The organism is Streptomyces sp. NPDC037410 (assembly GCF_055602235.1).
In genome coordinates this window covers 24,015-41,271 of record NZ_JBVJWR010000024.1, presented here as the reverse complement: position 1 = coordinate 41,271, position 17,257 = coordinate 24,015, and the positions used below count along the sequence as shown (strand labels likewise).

Here is a 17,257-nt window from a genome sequence, read left to right as displayed (position 1 = left end):
GGAATCCGGAGCCCCCACATGAACATCTCCGTACCCAGACGTGCCACCACGGCCGCCGCCCTCGCGGCGCTCGCGCTCGCCGGACTCACCGGCACCAGCGCCTCCGCCAGCCCGGCCACGGCCGCCGCCGTCACGCCGCCCGACATCTCGCTCGCCAACGTCAAGCAGCACTTGGCGGACCTCCAGTCGATCGCCACCGCCAACGGCGGCAACCGCGCCCACGGCCGTACCGGCTACAAGGCCTCGATCGACTTCGTGAAGGCGAAGCTGGACGCCGCCGGCTACACGACCACGCTCCAGCAGTTCAGCTACAACGGCGCCACCGGCTACAACCTCATAGCCGACTGGCCCGGCGGTGACCCCAACCAGGTCATCATGTCCGGCTCGCACCTCGACTCGGTCACCGCGGGCCCCGGCATCAACGACAACGGCTCCGGGTCCGCCGCGATCCTGGAGACCGCGCTCGCCGTCTCCCGCGCCCAGCTCCAGCCGACGAAGCACCTGCGCTTCGGCTGGTGGGGCGCCGAGGAGCTGGGGCTCGTCGGGTCGAAGTACTACGTCAACAACCTTCCCGCCACCGAGCGTTCGAAGATCAACGGCTACCTGAACTTCGACATGATCGGCTCGCCGAACCCGGGCTACTTCGTCTACGACGACGACCCGACGATCGAGCAGACCTTCAAGACCTACTTCGCCGGGCTCGGCATCCCCACCGAGATCGAGACCGAGGGCGACGGCCGCTCGGACCACGCGCCCTTCAAGAACGTGGGCATCCCGGTCGGCGGGCTCTTCTCCGGCGCCGACTACACGAAGACCTCGGCGCAGGCGCAGAAGTGGGGCGGAACGGCCGGCCAGGCCTTCGACCGCTGCTACCACGCGTCCTGCGACACCTCGGCGAACATCAACGACACCGCCCTGGACCGGAACGCCGACGCCATCGCGTACGCCGTCTGGAACCTGTCCTCCGGGACGACGACCCCGCCGACCGGCACGGTCTTCGAGAACACCGCGGACGTCGCCATCCCGGACAACGGCGCCGCGGTCACGTCCTCCGTCACCGTCAGCGGCGTCACGGGCAACGCGCCCTCGACGCTCAAGGTCGGCGTGGACATCGTGCACACCTGGATCGGCGACCTCGTCGTCGACCTGATCGCCCCCGACGGCTCGGTCTACAACCTGAGCAACCGGGCCGGCGGCAGCGCCGACAACATCAACCAGACGTACACCGTCGACGCCTCCACGGAGGTCGCCAACGGTGTCTGGAAGCTCCGCGTCCAGGACAAGGCCTCGGCCGACACGGGTTACATCAACGGGTTCAAGCTGACGTTCCCGTAAGGCTGTAACAGCCCCCGTAGAACTCCCGGGCGGGTCGGTGAATTTCGCCCCCGACCCGCCCGGGGTCCCAACCCGACTGCTACTTGCCGGAGTTCGCCGCGTTCACCAGGGCGTCCTTCGTCACCGCGCCGACGTAGACCTTGCCGTCGTCGGTGAGGAGCGCGTTCACCAGCTTCGTCTTGAAGACGGTGCCGGAGCCGAACTTGCCGGTGACCTTGTCGCCGAAGGAGTCCAGGAAGCCCTGGATCTCCTTCGGCGCCTCGTCCGTCTTGGGCGCAGGCGCACCGGTGTCGAGCTTCGCGATCGTCGTCCAGCCCTCGCCGATGACGGTCGGGCCGCCGCCCTTCCCGAGGTCCTTCCCGAAGACGTCCCCGAGGCCGGGGATGCCGCCCTCGAAGCCCTTCGGCAGGTCGCCCGGGACCTTCTCGCCCTTCTCGAACTTCTCCGCCGCGCCCTCCGTCACCTTCGCGCCCTTCGGCGCCGTGAACGTGAACTCGGAGGCGGCCGGCTTGTCGAAGTCGACCTTCGTGAAGCCCGCGTCGACGACCGGCTTGCCGCCCTCGACCGAGGAGAGGGTGAACTTCAGCGGGGTGCCGTTCGCCGCGTCCACCGCGATCTTCACGGACTCGACCGTCGAGCCGGACTGCTTCGGCTTGATCACCAGCTGGTACGCGTCCCGGCCGGCCACCTTCGCCGTCCCGTCGACCGTGATCGACGTGGTGTCGCCCGCGGCCTTGAGGACCTCTTCGGCGAGCTGCTTGGGCGTGCCGGGGAGCTTCTGCTCCTTCTCCGGGGCACCGGCCGACGCGCCCTTCTCGTGGAAGGCCTCGTTCGACTTGCTGTCGTAGCCCCAGACGTCGTCGCCGTTGTGGATCAGGCTGTACTCGTCGGAGCCGTCGAGCACGGTGAGCCGCTGGCGCTCGGGGCCGTCGGCCGCGATGCGCAGGGTGTGGCTGCCGGAGACGAGCTCGGTGAGCTTCTCGGACGGGTCCGCCGAGGCGGAGCCGCCGTCCATGCCCCCGAGGCCGGACGCCAGGCCGCCGAGGGCCGGAAGACCCAGGTCGGTGGAGATCTTGAACGTGCCGGACAGGGTCTGGGTGTCCGAGGCGGCGATCTTCTCGATGAGCTGCTGGGCCGTGATCTCCGGCAGGTCCGGGTCGCCGGACGCGGCCAGCGCCGGGACGAGCCCGATGGTCGCCGCAGCCACTCCTGCCACCGCGACCGGGACGATGAACCGGCTCGCCTTACGGGTCTCTGCCATGGTCTCCGCTACCTCCGTACCGTGCTGCCCCTGTGGTTGATGTACCCATCTCACCAAGACGGCGGCGCGGAATCGTCAGACCCCGGGATCAACCTCACGTACTGCTTCGGGATGACCCGACCCTGAGACGGACTACCCCGCGCGGTGGACCACGGCGTCGCACATCTCGGCGAGGGCGGCCTTCGCGTACCCCTCGGGCAGCGGCGCCAGCATGGCGCGGGCCTCCTCGGCGTACCGCACGGTGTCCCGGCGGGCCTGCTCGAGGGCGGGGTGGGCGCGCAGCCGGCGCAGGACCTCGGCGTGCCGCTCGTCGTCGCTGAGGTCGCCGTCGACGAGGCCGACGAGCTCCAGGTCCTCCGGGCGCCCGTGGGCGGCCGCGGCGGCCCTCAGGTGGAGGACGGGGAGGGTGGGGATGCCCTCGCGGAGGTCGGTGCCGGGGGTCTTGCCGGACTCGTGGGAGTCGGAGGCGATGTCGAGGACGTCGTCGGCGAGCTGGAAGGCGACGCCGAGCCGCTCGCCGTACTGGGTGAGGATGTCGACGACGGACTCGTCGGCGCCGGACATCATGGCGCCGAAGCGGCAGGAGACGGCGACGAGGGAGCCGGTCTTGCCGCCGAGGACGTCGAGGTAGTGGTCGACGGGGTCGCGGCCGTCCATCGGGCCGGCGGTCTCCAGGATCTGGCCGGTCACGAGTCGTTCGAACGCCTCGGACTGGATGCGGACGGCCTCGGGGCCGAGGTCCGCGAGCGTGTGCGAGGCGCGGGCGAAGAGGAAGTCCCCGGTGAGGACGGCGAGGGAGTTGCCCCAGCGGGTGTTGGCGCTGTCGACACCGCGCCGGACGTCGGCCTCGTCCATGACGTCGTCGTGGTAGAGCGTGGCCAGGTGGGTGAGCTCGACGACCACGGCGGAGGGCACGACGCCCGGCGCGTAGGGGTCGCCGAACTGCGCGGCGAGCATCACGAGCAGGGGGCGGAACCGCTTCCCGCCGGCCAGGACGAGGTGCTGGGCCGCCTCCGTGATGAAGGGGACGTCGCTCTTGGTGGCGTCCAGGAGGCCCGCCTCCACAGCCGCCAAACCCGTCTGGACATCGGCCTCAAGAGCCTGGTCCCGCACGCTAAGACCGAACGGCCCGACGACGGTCACGAGGGGGTCTCCTGTCTGCTGACGTCTACTGACGATCACACGGCTTCGGTGCGGTCACACGGATTGTCGATGTGTCGCTCGATTCACTCAAGCCAGCGTATCCGGTCACCTTTCGATCACCGTGGGCGCCTTCCCGTCACCCCCGGTATGTTCGTGATCAGCTGATACCACCAGGATTGCGTAGTTTGTCTCGAACAGTCTCCGCCCATTCGCCGCCGAGAGGGAGCCGCAGGAGCCGCGATGAAGATCCGCACCGACTTCCCGTACGAGACCCGCCACGAGGACGTCCGCATCCCGCTGCCCGACGGAACCAGGCTGTACGCGCGCGTGTGGCGCCCGCTCGCCGACGAGCCCGTACCGGCCCTCCTGGAGTACCTGCCGGACCGCCTCACCGACGGGACCGCCCCCCGCGACTGGCAGCGCCACCCCTGGTACGCGGGCCACGGCTACGCCTCCGTACGGGTCGACGTCCGCGGCCACGGCAACAGCGAGGGCCTGCCCGGCGACGCGCACGACGCCGTCGAGCTCGCCGACGGCGTCGCCGTCGTGAACTGGCTCGCCGGGCAGGACTGGTGCACCGGGAAGGTCGGCATGTTCGGCCTCGGCCGGGGCGGTGTCAGCGCGCTCCAGGTCGCCGCCCTCGCCCCCGAGCCCCTCAGGGCGGTCGTCGCCGTCTGCGCCACCGACGACCGCTACGACAACGACGTCCCCTACATGGGCGGCTCCGTCCTCGCCACCGGCATGCACGCCCGCGCCGCCGCCGCGCTCGCCTTCGCCGCCCGCCCCCCGGACCCGCGGCACGTGGGCGAGGAGTGGCGCGAGCTGTGGCTGCGGCGCCTGGAGGCCGTCGAGCCGCCCCTGCACAGCTGGCTCGCCCACCAGACCCGGGACGCGTACTGGAAGCACGGCAGCGTCCGCGAGGACTACTCCGCCGTCCGGGCCGCCGTCCTCGCCGTCGGCGGCTGGCACGACCCGTACCGCGACACCGTCCTGCGGCTCGCCCGGCACCTCCCCCAGGACCGGGTACGGGCGGTCATCGGCCCCTGGTGCCACCAGTACCCGGACCGCGGCCTGCCGCCGGGACCGGCGATCGGCTTCCTCCAGGAGACCCTGCGCTGGTGGGACCACCACCTCAAGGACGCCGAGAACGACGTGATGGCCGAGCCGCTGCTGCGCTCCTGGATCAGCGACTCGCACCCGCCGGCCCCCGTGTACGCCGAACTGCCCGGCCGCTGGGTCGCCGACCCCGCCTGGCCCTCCCCGCACGTCACCCCCGTCACGTACGCCTTCCAGGGCACCCCGGTCGTCGTCGACTCACCCCAGCAGACCGGGCTCGACGCGGGCCGCTTCCTCCCCTCCGGCAACGACGCCGACCTGCCGCCCGACCAGCGCGACGAGGACGCCCGCTCGGCCTGCTTCGACTTCCCCGTGCCGGAGGGCGGCGGCCCCGTCGAGATCCTGGGCCGGCCCTCCGTGAGCCTCGCCCTGCGGACGACCGCCCCCACCGGACAGGTCGTCGCCCGGCTCTGCGACATCGCCCCGGACGGCTCCTCCACCCTCGTCACCCGGGGCGCCCTGAACCTCTCCGCCCGCTACGGACGCGACCGGGCCGTGGAGGCGCAGATCGGCGAGACGGAGAGCCTCGTCTTCGAGCTGAACGGCATCGGGCACGCCTTCGCGCCCGGCCACCGGGTGCGGCTCGCGGTCTCCTCCGCGTACTGGCCGTGGATCTGGCCCCAGCCCGACGCCGCCGGCTTCACCCTCGACCCGGCGGGCTCGAACCTCACCCTGCCCGTCCGCGCCCCCACCCAGGACGCCGTCGAGTGGGCGGAGCCCGAGCAGTCCGAGCCCCTCGGGGTCGTCTACCCGCGCACCCTGGACCTGGAGGAGCCGCGCCCGGAGCGGCTCGTGGTCCGGGACGTGGCCAAGGGCGAGTGGCGGCTCCAGGTCGACCCGAGACCCGGCGGCACGCGCGTGTACCCGGACGGCCTGGAGCTCACCGAGGACGCCGCGGAGACGTACGTGATCGACGAGAGCGGCCCGCTGTCCGCCCGTACCCGCTCGGACTGGGCCATCCGGCTGCACCGGCCCGAGCTGGCCTGGGACGTCACCATCGACACCCGCTCGGAGATCTCCTGCGACGCGGACGTCTTCCTCACCGAGAACGAGCTGGTGTGCAAGGAGGGCGGCGAGGTCGTCTTCCACCGCACCTGGGAAAAGAGGATCCCCCGTACGGCGGGCTGACTTCACGCCGTACGGGGGACCGGTCAGGGGTTACGCCTGCGAACCGGCCTTGCGGCGGCGGGCGACGACCAGCGCGCCCGCGCCCAGGGCGACGGCCCCGGCGGCGGCGTACCCGAGCGGCAGGGTCTCGTTCGCACCGGTGGCGGCGAGGGTGCCGTTCACGCGGGTGGTGGAGTAGCCGCCCTGTTGGGTGGTGTTCGTGTTGCCGCCGGTGGTGACGGTCGGCGCCGGGGTGGGCGTGTCCGTCGGCTTGGGCTTCGGCTTGTCGCCCTTGTCGGCGGCGAGGATGTCGAAGTAGAGGGTCGCGTCGTCCTCGCCCATGCCGCAGCTGTCGTCGTTGTTCTCGTACGCGCCGAAGGCGAAGGCCGAGCCCTTGCCGGCCGGGGCGTCGGCCTTGACCGTCAGGCGCAGCTTGACGTCCGCGTGGCCGCCCTTGGCGAGCTTGCCGACCTCGATGGTGTCGAGCTCCTTGGTGACCCGCGTCCACTCCGGGTTGTCCGCGGAGGACCACTCGACGGAGATGTACCGCTCGGAGAAGTCCGTGTCCTCGTCGATGACGTCGCCGGGCTCGGGGAGCTGCAGGGCGTTGGCGTAGGCGTAGACGGCGTCCAGGTCCCGGTCGCCCTCGTTGGAGACGCGCAGCGAGAAGGAGGCGCTCTTGCCGGCGGTGACCGTCTTCGGACCGGTGAGGGCGACCTTGACGGAGCCGTCCACCTTGCACTCCCCGCCCATGTCCTCGTAGAAGGCGAGCTCTTCCTCGGCGTCGTCGAGCTTCTCCTTGGCGGCCTTCTCGACCTTCTGGGCGAGGCCGAGCACCTGGAAGGCCTTGACACTGGCGTCGGCCAGGGCCTTGGAGGCCTGCGCGGCCTTCGTGTCGGCGGCGGTCTTGGCGGCGGCGGCCTCGTCGGCGACCGTCTTGGCGGCGGTGACGGCGGCGGCGGCCGCCGCCTTCTCCTCGTCGGTCGCGTCGGGCCGGGCCTGCACGGCCTGCTCGTCCAGCTTCGCCTTGGCGAGCGCCGCGTCCGCGGCGGTCTTGGCGGCGGCGGCCTCGTCGGCGGCCTTCTTCGCCGCGTCGGCGGCGGCCTTCAGCGGGTGGTCGGCCTTGTCGAGGGCGACGATGTCCGCCTTGGCCTGGGCGACCTCGGCGAGGGCCTCGTCGTACGCCTTCTGCGCCTCGGCGACGGCGGCCTTCAGCTCCTCCAGCGTCGGCATGTCCTCGTCGGGGTCGCCCTCGTGGGACGCGGGCTTCTGCGTCGACGGGGCCGACGGCTTGGTGTCGGCGAACGCCGGGGCGGCCGAGAGGAAGACGACCGGGGTGGTCACGGCGGCGGCCACGGCGGTCGCCAGAATGCGGCGGATCTTCACGTTGCGGACCTTTTCCTGGTCAGAGAGAAAGACTGCGAAGCACGGTGGCGGATGCGCGCCTGCGGCTACGTCACGCGGCGCGGCACCCGGCATGATCGTATGACCGGAAGGGGTCCGCGTGGGAGCCTGTTTCCGTAGCCCGCAGGGGAATTCTGAACCCGTTCAAGGCACAAACCGCGCGAACGCGGGCAGTTGCCCACGGAGGCCGCTCTTTCTCTGTGATCCATGTCATCCGCGCCCGCGCGCCCGCCCCGTAACGTGTCCCCCACACACGTGGAAAGCGAGGCACGCACCGATGTCCGAGCACAGCCCGCTCGATCTGGCCGAGGGCGATCCCTTCGGCCCGCACAACCTCCCGTACGGCGTCTTCTCCACCGCCGACGAGCCCGGGCGGCGCCGGCTCGGCGTCCGCATCGGCGGGCACGTCCTGGACGCGGGTGCCGCGGCGCACGCGCTGGGCTCCCCGTACGCGGCGCTGCTCGCGCAGCCCAGCCTCAACCCGCTGCTCGCGGCCGGGCGGACCGCCTGGCGCGACGTCCGCCGGGCGCTGACCGCCTGGGTGACGGTGCCCGCGCACCGGGCGGACATCGAGCCGCTGCTCCACCCGCTGGACGCGGTGACGCTGCACCTGCCGTACGAGGTCGCGGACTACGTCGACTTCTACGCGAGCGAGCACCACGCGACGAACGTGGGCCGCATCTTCCGCCCGGACGGCGACGCGCTCACCCCCAACTGGAAGCACCTGCCGATCGGTTACCACGGCCGCGCGGGCACGGTCGTCGTCTCCGGCACCGATGTCGTACGGCCCTCCGGGCAGCGCAAGGCCCCGACGGACCCGGCCCCGGTCTTCGGCCCGTCGGTCAAGCTGGACATCGAGGCGGAGGTCGGCTTCCTCGTCGGCACGCCCTCGGAGCTGGGCAAGCCGGTCCCGCTGGCCGACTTCCGGGAGCACGTCTTCGGTCTGACGCTGCTCAACGACTGGTCGGCGCGGGACGTCCAGGCCTGGGAGTACGTGCCGCTCGGCCCGTTCCTCGGCAAGTCGTTCCAGACTTCCGTAGCGGCGTGGGTGACGCCCCTGGAGGCCCTGGACGCGGCCCGGACCGCGCCGCCCGCCCGCGACTACCCCCTCCTCCCCTACCTGGACGACGCGGCCGAGGAGGAGCAGGGCGGCTTCGACCTGCGGATCTCGGTGGAGATCAACGGCGAGCTGGTGGCCGAGCCGCCGTTCTCCTCCATGTACTGGACGGCGGCCCAGCAGCTCGCCCACATGACGGTGAACGGCGCCTCGCTCCGTACGGGCGACCTGTACGGCTCCGGCACGGTCTCCGGGCCCGAGGTGAACCAGCGCGGCTCGCTCTTGGAGCTCACCTGGAACGGCCGCGACGCCCTCGACCTGCCGGGCGGCAAGCGGACGTTCCTGGAGGACGGCGACGAGGTCGTCCTCACTGCCTGGGCGCCGGGCCCGGACGGCACCCGGGTGTCCCTGGGCGAGGTCCGGGGCCGGATCGTTCCGTCGGCCTAGTAGGCCACGCGCCAGAGGGCGGGAACGCGAAGGGCCCGGCTCGCCCCCGAGCCGGGCCCTCGCGCGTGCCGTCCGGGTTACCGGACGAACGTGCTCGCCTGGTTCGCCAGGTCCAGGAAGTACTGCGGGGCCAGGCCGAGGACCAGGGTGACCGCCACACCCGCCGTGATCGTGATGCTCGTCAGGGCCGAGGGCACGGCGACCGTGGGGCCGTCCGCCTTCGGCTCGCTGAAGAACATCAGGACGATGACCCGGATGTAGAAGAACGCGGCGATCGCCGAGGAGATCACACCGACCACCACGAGCGCGCCCGCGCCGCCGTCCGCCGCCGCCTTGAAGACCGCGAACTTCCCGGAGAAGCCGGAGGTCAGCGGAATGCCGGCGAAGGCGAGCAGGAAGACCGCGAAGACCGCCGCGACGAGCGGCGAACGGCGGCCGAGTCCGGCCCACTTGGACAGGTGGGTGGCCTCGCCGCCCGCGTCCCGGACCAGGGTGACGACGGCGAACGCGCCGATCGTCACGAAGGAGTACGCCCCCAGGTAGAACAGGACGGACGAGATGCCGGACGGCGTCGCCGCGATGACGCCCGCGAGCAGGAAGCCCGCGTGCGCGATCGAGGAGTACGCCAGGAGGCGCTTGATGTCGGTCTGGGTGATGGCGACGATCGCACCGCCCAGCATCGTGACGATCGCGACGGCCCACATGACCGGGCGCCAGTCCCAGGTGAGGCCCGGGAGCACCACGTAGAGCAGGCGGAGCAGCGCGCCGAACGCGGCGACCTTGGTCGCGGCGGCCATGAAGCCGGTGACCGGGGTCGGGGCACCCTCGTAGACGTCAGGGGTCCACATGTGGAACGGCACGGCGCCGATCTTGAAGAGGAGCCCCATGAGGACCATCGCGAAGCCGATGAGCAGCAGCGCGTCGTTGCCCATGGTGTCGGCGAGGGCCGGGTCGACGGCGCCGATCGAGCCGTCGACGACCCGCGCGATCGTGGCGTACGAGACGGAGCCCGCGTAGCCGTAGAGCAGGGCGATCCCGAAGAGCAGGAACGCCGAGGAGAAGGCGCCGAGCAGGAAGTACTTGACGGCCGCCTCCTGCGACATCAGCCGCTTGCGGCGGGCGACGGCGCAGAGCAGGTACAGCGGGAGGGAGAAGACCTCCAGGGCGACGAAGAGCGTCAGGAGGTCGTTGGCGGCCGGGAAGAGCAGCATGCCGGAGATCGCGAAGAGCGCGAGCGGGAAGACCTCGGTGGTGGTGAAGCCGGCCTTGACGGCGGCCCTCTCCTGCTCGCTGCCGGGGACGGCCGCCGCCTCGGCGGCGAAGGAGTCGACCTTGTGGCCGTGGTCGGCCGGGTCGAGCCTGCGCTCGGCGAAGGTGAAGACCGCCACCAGGGAGGCGAGGAGAATGGTGCCCTGGAGGAAGAGGGCGGGCCCGTCGACGGCGATGGCGCCCATGGCCGCGATGTGGGCCTTGGTGGAGCCGTAACCGCCCGCCGCCAGGCCGACGATGGCGGCGAAGGCGGCGACGAGCGCGAGGACCGACAGGAACACCTGGCTGTGATAGCGGGCCTTGCGGGGCACGAAGGCCTCGACGAGGACGCTGACGAGCGCGGCGCCGAGCACGATGAGCACGGGCGAGAGCTGCGTGTACTCGATGTGGGGTGCCGGGATCTTGTCCAGCGGCTCGGCAGCTGTCGTCCACAAGCTGTGGACAGCCATGGAACTCACTTGGCCGCCTCCACGGTCTGAATCTGGGGCTGGGGGTCCTTCTGCTGGACGTCCGACATGGTGTGCCGCACGGCCGGGTTGACGACGTCCGTGAGCGGCTTCGGGAAGACCCCGAGGAAGATCAGGACGGCGATCAGCGGGGCGACCACGGCCAGCTCGCGGGCCCGCAGGTCGGGCAGCGCCCGCACCTCCTCCTTCACCGGCCCCGTCATCGTCCGCTGGTACAGGACGAGGGTGTAGAGCGCGGCCAGGACGATGCCGGTGGTGGCGATGACACCCGCCACCGGATACCGGGCGTACGCGCCGACCAGGACCAGGAACTCGCTGACGAACGGCGCGAGTCCGGGCAGCGACAGGGTCGCGAGGCCGCCGATCAGGAACGTGCCGGCGAGCACCGGGGCGACCTTCTGCACGCCGCCGTAGTCGGCGATGAGCCGCGAGCCGCGCCGGGAGATCAGGAAGCCGGCGACGAGCATGAGCGCGGCCGTCGAGATGCCGTGGTTGACCATGTAGAGCGTGGCGCCGGACTGGCCCTGGCTGGTCATCGCGAAGATGCCCAGGATGATGAAGCCGAAGTGCGAGATCGACGCGTAGGCGACCAGGCGCTTGATGTCCCGCTGGCCGACGGCGACCAGCGCGCCGTAGACGATGCTGATCAGCGCGAGGACGACGATCGCGGGGGTGGCCCACTTGCTGGCCTCGGGGAAGAGCCCGAGGCAGAAGCGGAGCATCGCGAACGTGCCGACCTTGTCGACGACGGCGGTGATGAGGACGGCGACCGGGGCGGTGGACTCTCCCATCGCGTTCGGCAGCCAGGTGTGCAGCGGCCAGAGCGGCGCCTTCACCGCGAAGGCGAAGAAGAAGCCGAGGAAGAGCAGCCGCTCCGTGTTGGTCGCCATGTCGAGCGAGCCGTTGGCCCGGGCCTCGGCGATCTCGGTGAGCGAGAAGTTCCCCGCCACCACGTAGAGCCCGATGACCGCGGCCAGCATGATCAGGCCGCCGACGAGGTTGTAGAGGAGGAACTTGACCGCCGCGTACGAGCGCTGGGCCGCCGCGTTCTCGTCGGAGCCGCTGTGCGCGCGGTCGCCGAAGCCGCCGATGAGGAAGTACATCGGGATGAGCATGGCTTCGAACAGGATGTAGAAGAGGAAGACGTCGGTGGCCTCGAAGGAGAGGATCACCATCGCCTCGACCATGAGGATCAGGGCGAAGAAGCCCTGCGTGGGCCGCCACCGCTTGTCGACGCGGTCATTGGGGTATCCCCTGCTCGAAGAGCTTGGGGAAGGGTCGGCGTCGTACCAGCCGGCGAGGACGATGAACGGGATCAGCAGGGCGGTGAGCGCGATGAGCGCGACCCCGATGCCGTCGACGCCGAGTTCGTACCGGACGCCGAAGTCCTTGATCCAGGCATGGGATTCGACGAGCTGGTAGCGGTCGCCGCCGGGCTCGAACTGCGCCCAGACGACGCCGGCGAGCACGAGCGTGGCGAGCGAGACGAGCAGCGCCAGCCACTTGGCGCCGGTGCGGCGGGCGGCCGGCACGGCGGCGGTGAGCACGGCGCCCACCGCGGGCACCGCCGCCGTCACCGTAAGGAGCGGGAAGGACATGAGCGTTACACCGCCCTCATCAGCAGGGTCGCGGCGATCAGCACCGCCGTACCTCCGAACATGGAGACCGCGTACGTGCGGGCGTAGCCGTTCTGGAGCTTGCGCAGCCGGCCGGAGAGTCCGCCGACGGCGGCCGCGGTGCCGTTGACGACGCCGTCGACCAGGCTGTGGTCGACGTACACCAGGGAGCGCGTCAGGTGCGTGCCGCCGGTGACGAAGACGGCGTGGTTGAAGTCGTCCTGGAGCAGGTCGCGGCGGGCGGCCCGGGTGAGGAGCGAGCCGCGCGGGGCGACCACCGGGACGGGCCTGCGGCCGTACTGGACGTACGCGAGGCCGACGCCGAGCACCATGACGGCGATGGTGGCGGTGGTGACGGCGGCGGCGCTGATCGGCGAGTGGCCGTGCGCGAAGCCGGTGACCGGCTCCAGCCACTCGACGAAGCCGGAGAACTCGAAGAGGGCGCCCGCGGCGACCGACCCGACGGCGAGCAGGACCATGGGGATGACCATGGACTTGGGCGACTCGTGCGGGTGCGGGGGCTGGCCGTTCTCGTCGTCCTGCCAGCGCTTCTCGCCGAAGAAGGTCATCAGCATCACGCGGGTCATGTAGTACGCGGTGATGGCCGCGCCGATCAGGGTGACCGTGCCGAGGATCCAGCCCTCGGTGCCGCCCTTGGCGAAGGCCGCCTCGATGATCTTGTCCTTGGAGAAGAAGCCGGACAGGCCCGGGAAGCCGATGATGGCGAGGTAGCCGAGGCCGAAGGTGACGAAGGTGACCGGCATGTACTTCCGCAGGCCGCCGTACTTCCGCATGTCGACCTCGTCGTTCATGCCGTGCATGACCGAACCGGCGCCGAGGAACAGACCGGCCTTGAAGAAGCCGTGCGTCACCAGGTGCATGATCGCGAAGACGTAGCCGATGGGGCCGAGGCCTGCCGCCAGGATCATGTATCCGATCTGCGACATCGTCGAGCCGGCGAGGGCCTTCTTGATGTCGTCCTTCGCGCAACCGACGATCGCACCGAAGAGGAGCGTGACGGCGCCGACCACGGTGACGACGAGCTGGGCGTCCGGCGCCGCGTTGAAGATGTCGGCGGAGCGGACGATCAGATAGACACCGGCGGTCACCATCGTGGCCGCGTGGATGAGGGCCGAGACCGGGGTCGGGCCCTCCATCGCGTCCCCGAGCCAGGACTGCAGCGGCACCTGGGCCGACTTGCCGCAGGCGGCGAGGAGCAGCATCAGGCCGATCGCGGTCAGCTTGCCCTCGGAGGCCTGGCCGGTCGCGGCGAGCACGGGACCGAAGGTGAAGGTCCCGAAGGTGGTGAACATGATCATGATGGCGATCGACAGGCCCATGTCGCCGACCCGGTTGACGATGAACGCCTTCTTCGCGGCGGTGGCCGCCGTGGGCTTGTGCTGCCAGAAGCCGATCAGGAGGTACGAGGCGAGGCCGACGCCCTCCCAGCCGAAGTACAGCAGCAGGTAGTTGTCGGCGAGGACGAGCAGGAGCATCGCCGCGACGAACAGGTTGAGGTAGCCGAAGAAGCGGCGGCGGCGCTCGTCGTGCTCCATGTATCCGATGGAGTAGACGTGGATGAGCGTGCCGACGCCGGTGATCAGCAGGACGAAGGTCATCGACAGCTGGTCGAGCTGGAAGGCCATGTCCGCCTGGAAGCCCTCGACGGGGATCCAGGTGTAGAGCGTCTGGTGCAGGGCCCGGTCGTCGGCGCTCTTGCCGAGCATGTCGGCGAAGAGCGCCAGGCCGATCAGGAAGGAGACGGCCGCGAGCAGCGTCCCGAGCCAGTGCCCGGACTTGTCGAGCCGCCGCCCGCCCAGGAGCAGCACCGCCGCGCCGAGCAGGGGCGCCCCGATGAGCAGCGCAATGAGATTTTCCACGGTCAGCCCCTCACAGCTTCATCAGGCTGGCGTCGTCGACCGAGGCCGAGTGGCGGGCACGGAAGACGGACACGATGATCGCGAGCCCGACGACGACCTCCGCGGCGGCGACGACCATCGTGAAGAAGGCGATGACCTGGCCGTCGAGGTTGCCGTGCATGCGGGAGAACGTGACGAACGCGAGGTTGCAGGCGTTGAGCATGAGCTCGACGCACATGAAGACGACGATCGCGTTGCGCCGGATCAGCACCCCGACCGCACCGATGGTGAACAGCAGGGCGGCGAGGTACAGGTAGTTGACGGGGTTCACCGGGAGGCCTCCTCTTCGCGGCCCAGGCGCTCGGAGGAGCGCTGCTCCAGGGCCTTGAGGTCCGAGAGCGCCTCGTTCGACACGTCCCGGATCTGGCCCCGCTTGCGCAGGGTCTGCATGACGGTCAGCTCCGCCGGGGTGCCGTCGGGCAGCAGACCGGCGATGTCCACGGCGTTGTGCCGGGCGTAGACGCCGGGCGCGGGCAGCGGCGGGACGTGCTTGCCCTCGCGCACGCGCTGCTCGGAGAGCTCGCGCTGGGTGCGGGCCCGCTCGGTCCGCTCCCGGTGGGTGAGGACCATCGCGCCGACGGCCGCCGTGATCAGCAGTGCGCCGGTGATCTCGAAGGCGAAGACGTACTTCGTGAAGATGAGGGCGGCGAGGCCCTCCACGTTCCCGCCGTGCGCGCTGTTGGCCGTGCCGAGTCCGGCGAAGTCCTTCAGCGAGGCGTTCCCGATGCCGGCCGCGAGCAGGATGCCGAAGCCGAGACCGCAGGCGGCGGCCAGCCAGCGCTGGCCCTTGATGGTCTCCTTCAACGAGTCCGCGGCGGTGACGCCGACCAGCATGACGACGAAGAGGAAGAGCATCATGATCGCGCCGGTGTAGACGACGATCTGGACGACGCCGAGGAAGTACGCGCCGTTCGCCAGGTAGAAGACCGCGAGGACGATCATCGTGCCGGCGAGGGAGAGCGCGGAGTGCACGGCCTTCTTCATCAGGACCGTGGACAGCGCGCCGAGGACGGCGACGGTGCCGAGCACCCAGAACTGGAAGGCCTCACCGGTCGAGGTCGTGTAGGCAGCCAGGTTCATGCGTCCGCCCCCTCCGGCTCGCCCTTCTCCCCCTTGGACACGGCGACCTGACGGACGGTGCCGGGAGCGGCGCCGGTGACGAGCCCCCGGTAGTAGTCCTGCTCGGTCATGCCCGGGAAGATCGCGTGCGGCGTGTCGACCATCTCCTCCTGCAGGCCCGCGAGGAGCTGCTCCTTGGTGTAGATCAGGTTCTCGCGGGAGGAGTCGGCCAGTTCGAACTCGTTGGTCATCGTCAGCGCGCGCGTGGGGCACGCCTCGATGCACAGTCCGCACAGGATGCAGCGGGCGTAGTTGATCTGGTAGACGCGGCCGTACCGCTCGCCCGGCGAGTAGCGCTCCTCGTCCGTGTTGTCCGCGCCCTCGACGTAGATGGCGTCGGCGGGACAGGCCCAGGCGCACAGCTCGCAGCCGATGCACTTCTCCAGACCGTCGGGGTGACGGTTGAGCTGGTGCCGGCCGTGGAAGCGGGGCGCCGTCGTCTTCCGCTCCTCCGGGTACTGCTCGGTCAGCCGCTTCTTGAACATGGCCTTGAAGGTCACGCCGAAGCCGGCCACCGGATTCTGGAAATCAGACACCGTCCGTCCCCCTTTCGTCACTCTCGGTAGCAGTATCGGGGCCACCACTGACAACGAGGTCCCGCTCGTGGCGGGGCCTGCGCCGCGGCACGGGCGGCAGGGACTGTCCGGGCTTGGGCGGTACGGGGAAGCCGCCCGCCATCGGGTCGAAGGACGGCTCCTCGGCGGGCCGGGCCACGGCCTCCTTCGCCTTCCGGTCGCGGAACGCGTCGAACAGGAAGGAGAGGAGGAGCACGGCGAGGACGCCGCCCGCCACGTACAGCACGATGTTGGAGAAGGCGATGTTCTCGTTGCGCAGCGCGCGGACGGTGGCGACCAGCATCAGCCAGACCACGGCGACCGGGATGAGGACCTTCCAGCCGAGCTTCATCAGCTGGTCGTAGCGGACGCGGGGCAGGGTGCCGCGGAGCCAGATGAAGAAGAACAGCAGCAGCTGCACCTTGATGACGAACCAGAGCATCGGCCACCAGCCGTGGTTCGCGCCCTCCCAGAACGTGGAGATCGGGTACGGGGCCCGCCAGCCGCCCAGGAAGAGGGTCACCGACACGGCCGAGACCGTCACCATGTTCACGTACTCGGCGAGCATGAACATCGCGAACTTGATGGACGAGTACTCGGTGTTGAAGCCGCCGACGAGGTCGCCCTCGGACTCCGGCATGTCGAACGGGGCGCGGTTCGTCTCGCCGACCATCGTGACGATGTAGATGATGAACGAGACCGGCAGCAGGATCACGAACCAGCGGTCCGCCTGCGCCTCGACGATCTTCGAGGTCGACATCGACCCGGAGTAGAGGAAGACGGAGGCGAAGGCCGCGCCCATGGCGATCTCGTACGAGATCATCTGCGCGCAGGAGCGGAGGCCGCCGAGCAGCGGGTACGTGGAGCCCGAGGACCACCCGGCGAGGACGATGCCGTAGATGCCGACGGAGGCGACCGCGAGGACGTACAGCATCGCGATCGGCAGGTCGGTGAGCTGCATCGCCGTCCGCTGCCCGAAGATCGAGACCTCGTCGTCGGCCGGGCCGAACGGGATCACGGCGATCGCCATGAACGCGGGGATCGCGGCGATGATCGGGGCGAGGACGTAGACGACCTTGTCGGCCTTCTTGACGATCACGTCCTCCTTGAGCATCAGCTTGACGCCGTCCGCGAGGGACTGGAGGAGGCCCCAGGGGCCGTGCCGGTTGGGGCCGATGCGCAGCTGCATCCAGGCGACGACCTTGCGCTCCCACACGATGGAGAAGAGCACGGTGACCATCAGGAAGGCGAAGCAGAAGACGGCCTTGACGAGCACGAGCCACCAGGGGTCCGTGCCGAACATGGACAGGTCTTCGGCCGCCAGGACGCTGCGCTGAGCGTCCGCGAGTGAAGCGAGGGCGGTCATGCGCGCACCTCCGGAGCAGCTGCGGTCCGGGCTGCGCCCGACCGGACGAGGGGGATGCGGGAGTGTGGCCCGATGGG

Annotated in this window: 13 protein-coding genes; 3 read left to right on the top strand and 10 right to left on the bottom strand. The window is 70.4% G+C overall.

Going from position 1 to position 17,257, the window contains the following annotated elements:
* The first annotated feature begins 18 nt into the window (after positions 1-18).
* Positions 19-1,335: a M28 family metallopeptidase gene (locus ACZ7HT_RS30995; RefSeq protein ID WP_471171904.1), complete on the top strand. Its 1,317-nt coding sequence runs from the start codon at positions 19-21 to the stop codon at positions 1,333-1,335.
* Positions 1,336-1,414: 79 nt separating this feature from the next.
* Here the strand turns inward: ACZ7HT_RS30995 and ACZ7HT_RS30990 are convergent, their stop codons facing one another.
* On the bottom strand, positions 1,415-2,596 hold the full coding sequence (locus tag ACZ7HT_RS30990) for a LolA family protein (RefSeq protein ID WP_471171903.1): 1,182 nt from the start codon (positions 2,594-2,596) through the stop codon (positions 1,415-1,417).
* A gap of 132 nt (positions 2,597-2,728) precedes the next feature.
* Positions 2,729-3,739 carry a polyprenyl synthetase family protein gene (locus tag ACZ7HT_RS30985; RefSeq protein WP_471171902.1) on the bottom strand — a complete coding sequence of 337 codons (1,011 nt, stop codon included), beginning with the start codon at positions 3,737-3,739 and terminating at the stop codon, positions 2,729-2,731.
* A 240-nt stretch (positions 3,740-3,979) separates the two neighbouring features.
* Here ACZ7HT_RS30985 and ACZ7HT_RS30980 point away from each other — a divergent pair, with 240 nt between their 5' ends.
* A complete protein-coding gene (locus ACZ7HT_RS30980) occupies positions 3,980-5,983 on the top strand; it encodes a CocE/NonD family hydrolase (RefSeq protein WP_471171901.1) in 2,004 nt (667 codons plus the stop codon).
* A 30-nt stretch (positions 5,984-6,013) separates the two neighbouring features.
* Here the strand turns inward: ACZ7HT_RS30980 and ACZ7HT_RS30975 are convergent, their stop codons facing one another.
* Positions 6,014-7,348 (bottom strand): peptidase, encoded by a 1,335-nt coding sequence (locus tag ACZ7HT_RS30975; protein WP_471171900.1) that lies wholly within the window; start codon positions 7,346-7,348, stop codon positions 6,014-6,016.
* 295 nt (positions 7,349-7,643) lie between these two features.
* On the opposite strand from ACZ7HT_RS30975, the gene fahA reads away from it, so the two are divergent.
* Entirely contained in the window at positions 7,644-8,870 is a 1,227-nt protein-coding gene (gene fahA / locus ACZ7HT_RS30970; RefSeq protein WP_471171898.1) for a fumarylacetoacetase, read from the top strand.
* A gap of 77 nt (positions 8,871-8,947) precedes the next feature.
* On the opposite strand, the gene nuoN is transcribed toward fahA, so the two are convergent.
* The 7 genes from nuoN to nuoH are packed head-to-tail and all read right to left on the bottom strand — an operon-like array spanning position 8,948 to position 17,180.
* The gene (nuoN, locus tag ACZ7HT_RS30965; RefSeq protein WP_471171897.1) at positions 8,948-10,597 is read right to left on the bottom strand and encodes an NADH-quinone oxidoreductase subunit NuoN; all 1,650 of its coding nucleotides are present in this window, start codon (positions 10,595-10,597) and stop codon (positions 8,948-8,950) included.
* Positions 10,594-12,204 carry an NADH-quinone oxidoreductase subunit M gene (locus tag ACZ7HT_RS30960; RefSeq protein WP_471171896.1) on the bottom strand — a complete coding sequence of 537 codons (1,611 nt, stop codon included), beginning with the start codon at positions 12,202-12,204 and terminating at the stop codon, positions 10,594-10,596. The genes nuoN and ACZ7HT_RS30960 overlap by 4 nt, the downstream gene beginning before the upstream one ends.
* Positions 12,205-12,209: 5 nt before the next feature.
* Entirely contained in the window at positions 12,210-14,102 is a 1,893-nt protein-coding gene (nuoL, locus tag ACZ7HT_RS30955) for an NADH-quinone oxidoreductase subunit L (protein WP_471171894.1), read from the bottom strand.
* A gap of 10 nt (positions 14,103-14,112) precedes the next feature.
* Positions 14,113-14,412: an NADH-quinone oxidoreductase subunit NuoK gene (gene nuoK / locus ACZ7HT_RS30950; protein WP_055599014.1), complete on the bottom strand. Its 300-nt coding sequence runs from the start codon at positions 14,410-14,412 to the stop codon at positions 14,113-14,115.
* Positions 14,409-15,221: an NADH-quinone oxidoreductase subunit J gene (locus tag ACZ7HT_RS30945; protein ID WP_471171892.1), complete on the bottom strand. Its 813-nt coding sequence runs from the start codon at positions 15,219-15,221 to the stop codon at positions 14,409-14,411. The genes nuoK and ACZ7HT_RS30945 overlap by 4 nt, the downstream gene beginning before the upstream one ends.
* Positions 15,218-15,796: an NADH-quinone oxidoreductase subunit NuoI gene (nuoI, locus tag ACZ7HT_RS30940; protein WP_471171890.1), complete on the bottom strand. Its 579-nt coding sequence runs from the start codon at positions 15,794-15,796 to the stop codon at positions 15,218-15,220. The genes ACZ7HT_RS30945 and nuoI overlap by 4 nt, the downstream gene beginning before the upstream one ends.
* Positions 15,789-17,180, bottom strand: a complete 1,392-nt coding sequence (nuoH, locus tag ACZ7HT_RS30935) for an NADH-quinone oxidoreductase subunit NuoH (protein ID WP_471171889.1) — start codon at positions 17,178-17,180, stop codon at positions 15,789-15,791. The genes nuoI and nuoH overlap by 8 nt, the downstream gene beginning before the upstream one ends.
* Positions 17,181-17,257 lie beyond the last annotated feature (77 nt).

What these genes read in the sequence shown, in the direction of transcription:
- ACZ7HT_RS30995 (WP_471171904.1), top strand. Translation starts at nt 19, where the DNA reads ATGAACATCTCCGTACCCAGACGTGCCACCACGGCCGCCGCCCTCGCG.
- ACZ7HT_RS30990 (WP_471171903.1), bottom strand. Translation starts at nt 2,596, where the DNA reads ATGGCAGAGACCCGTAAGGCGAGCCGGTTCATCGTCCCGGTCGCGGTG.
- ACZ7HT_RS30980 (WP_471171901.1), top strand. Translation starts at nt 3,980, where the DNA reads ATGAAGATCCGCACCGACTTCCCGTACGAGACCCGCCACGAGGACGTC.
- fahA (WP_471171898.1), top strand. Translation starts at nt 7,644, where the DNA reads ATGTCCGAGCACAGCCCGCTCGATCTGGCCGAGGGCGATCCCTTCGGC.
- ACZ7HT_RS30960 (WP_471171896.1), bottom strand. Translation starts at nt 12,204, where the DNA reads ATGTCCTTCCCGCTCCTTACGGTGACGGCGGCGGTGCCCGCGGTGGGC.
- ACZ7HT_RS30945 (WP_471171892.1), bottom strand. Translation starts at nt 15,221, where the DNA reads ATGAACCTGGCTGCCTACACGACCTCGACCGGTGAGGCCTTCCAGTTC.
- nuoH (WP_471171889.1), bottom strand. Translation starts at nt 17,180, where the DNA reads ATGACCGCCCTCGCTTCACTCGCGGACGCTCAGCGCAGCGTCCTGGCG.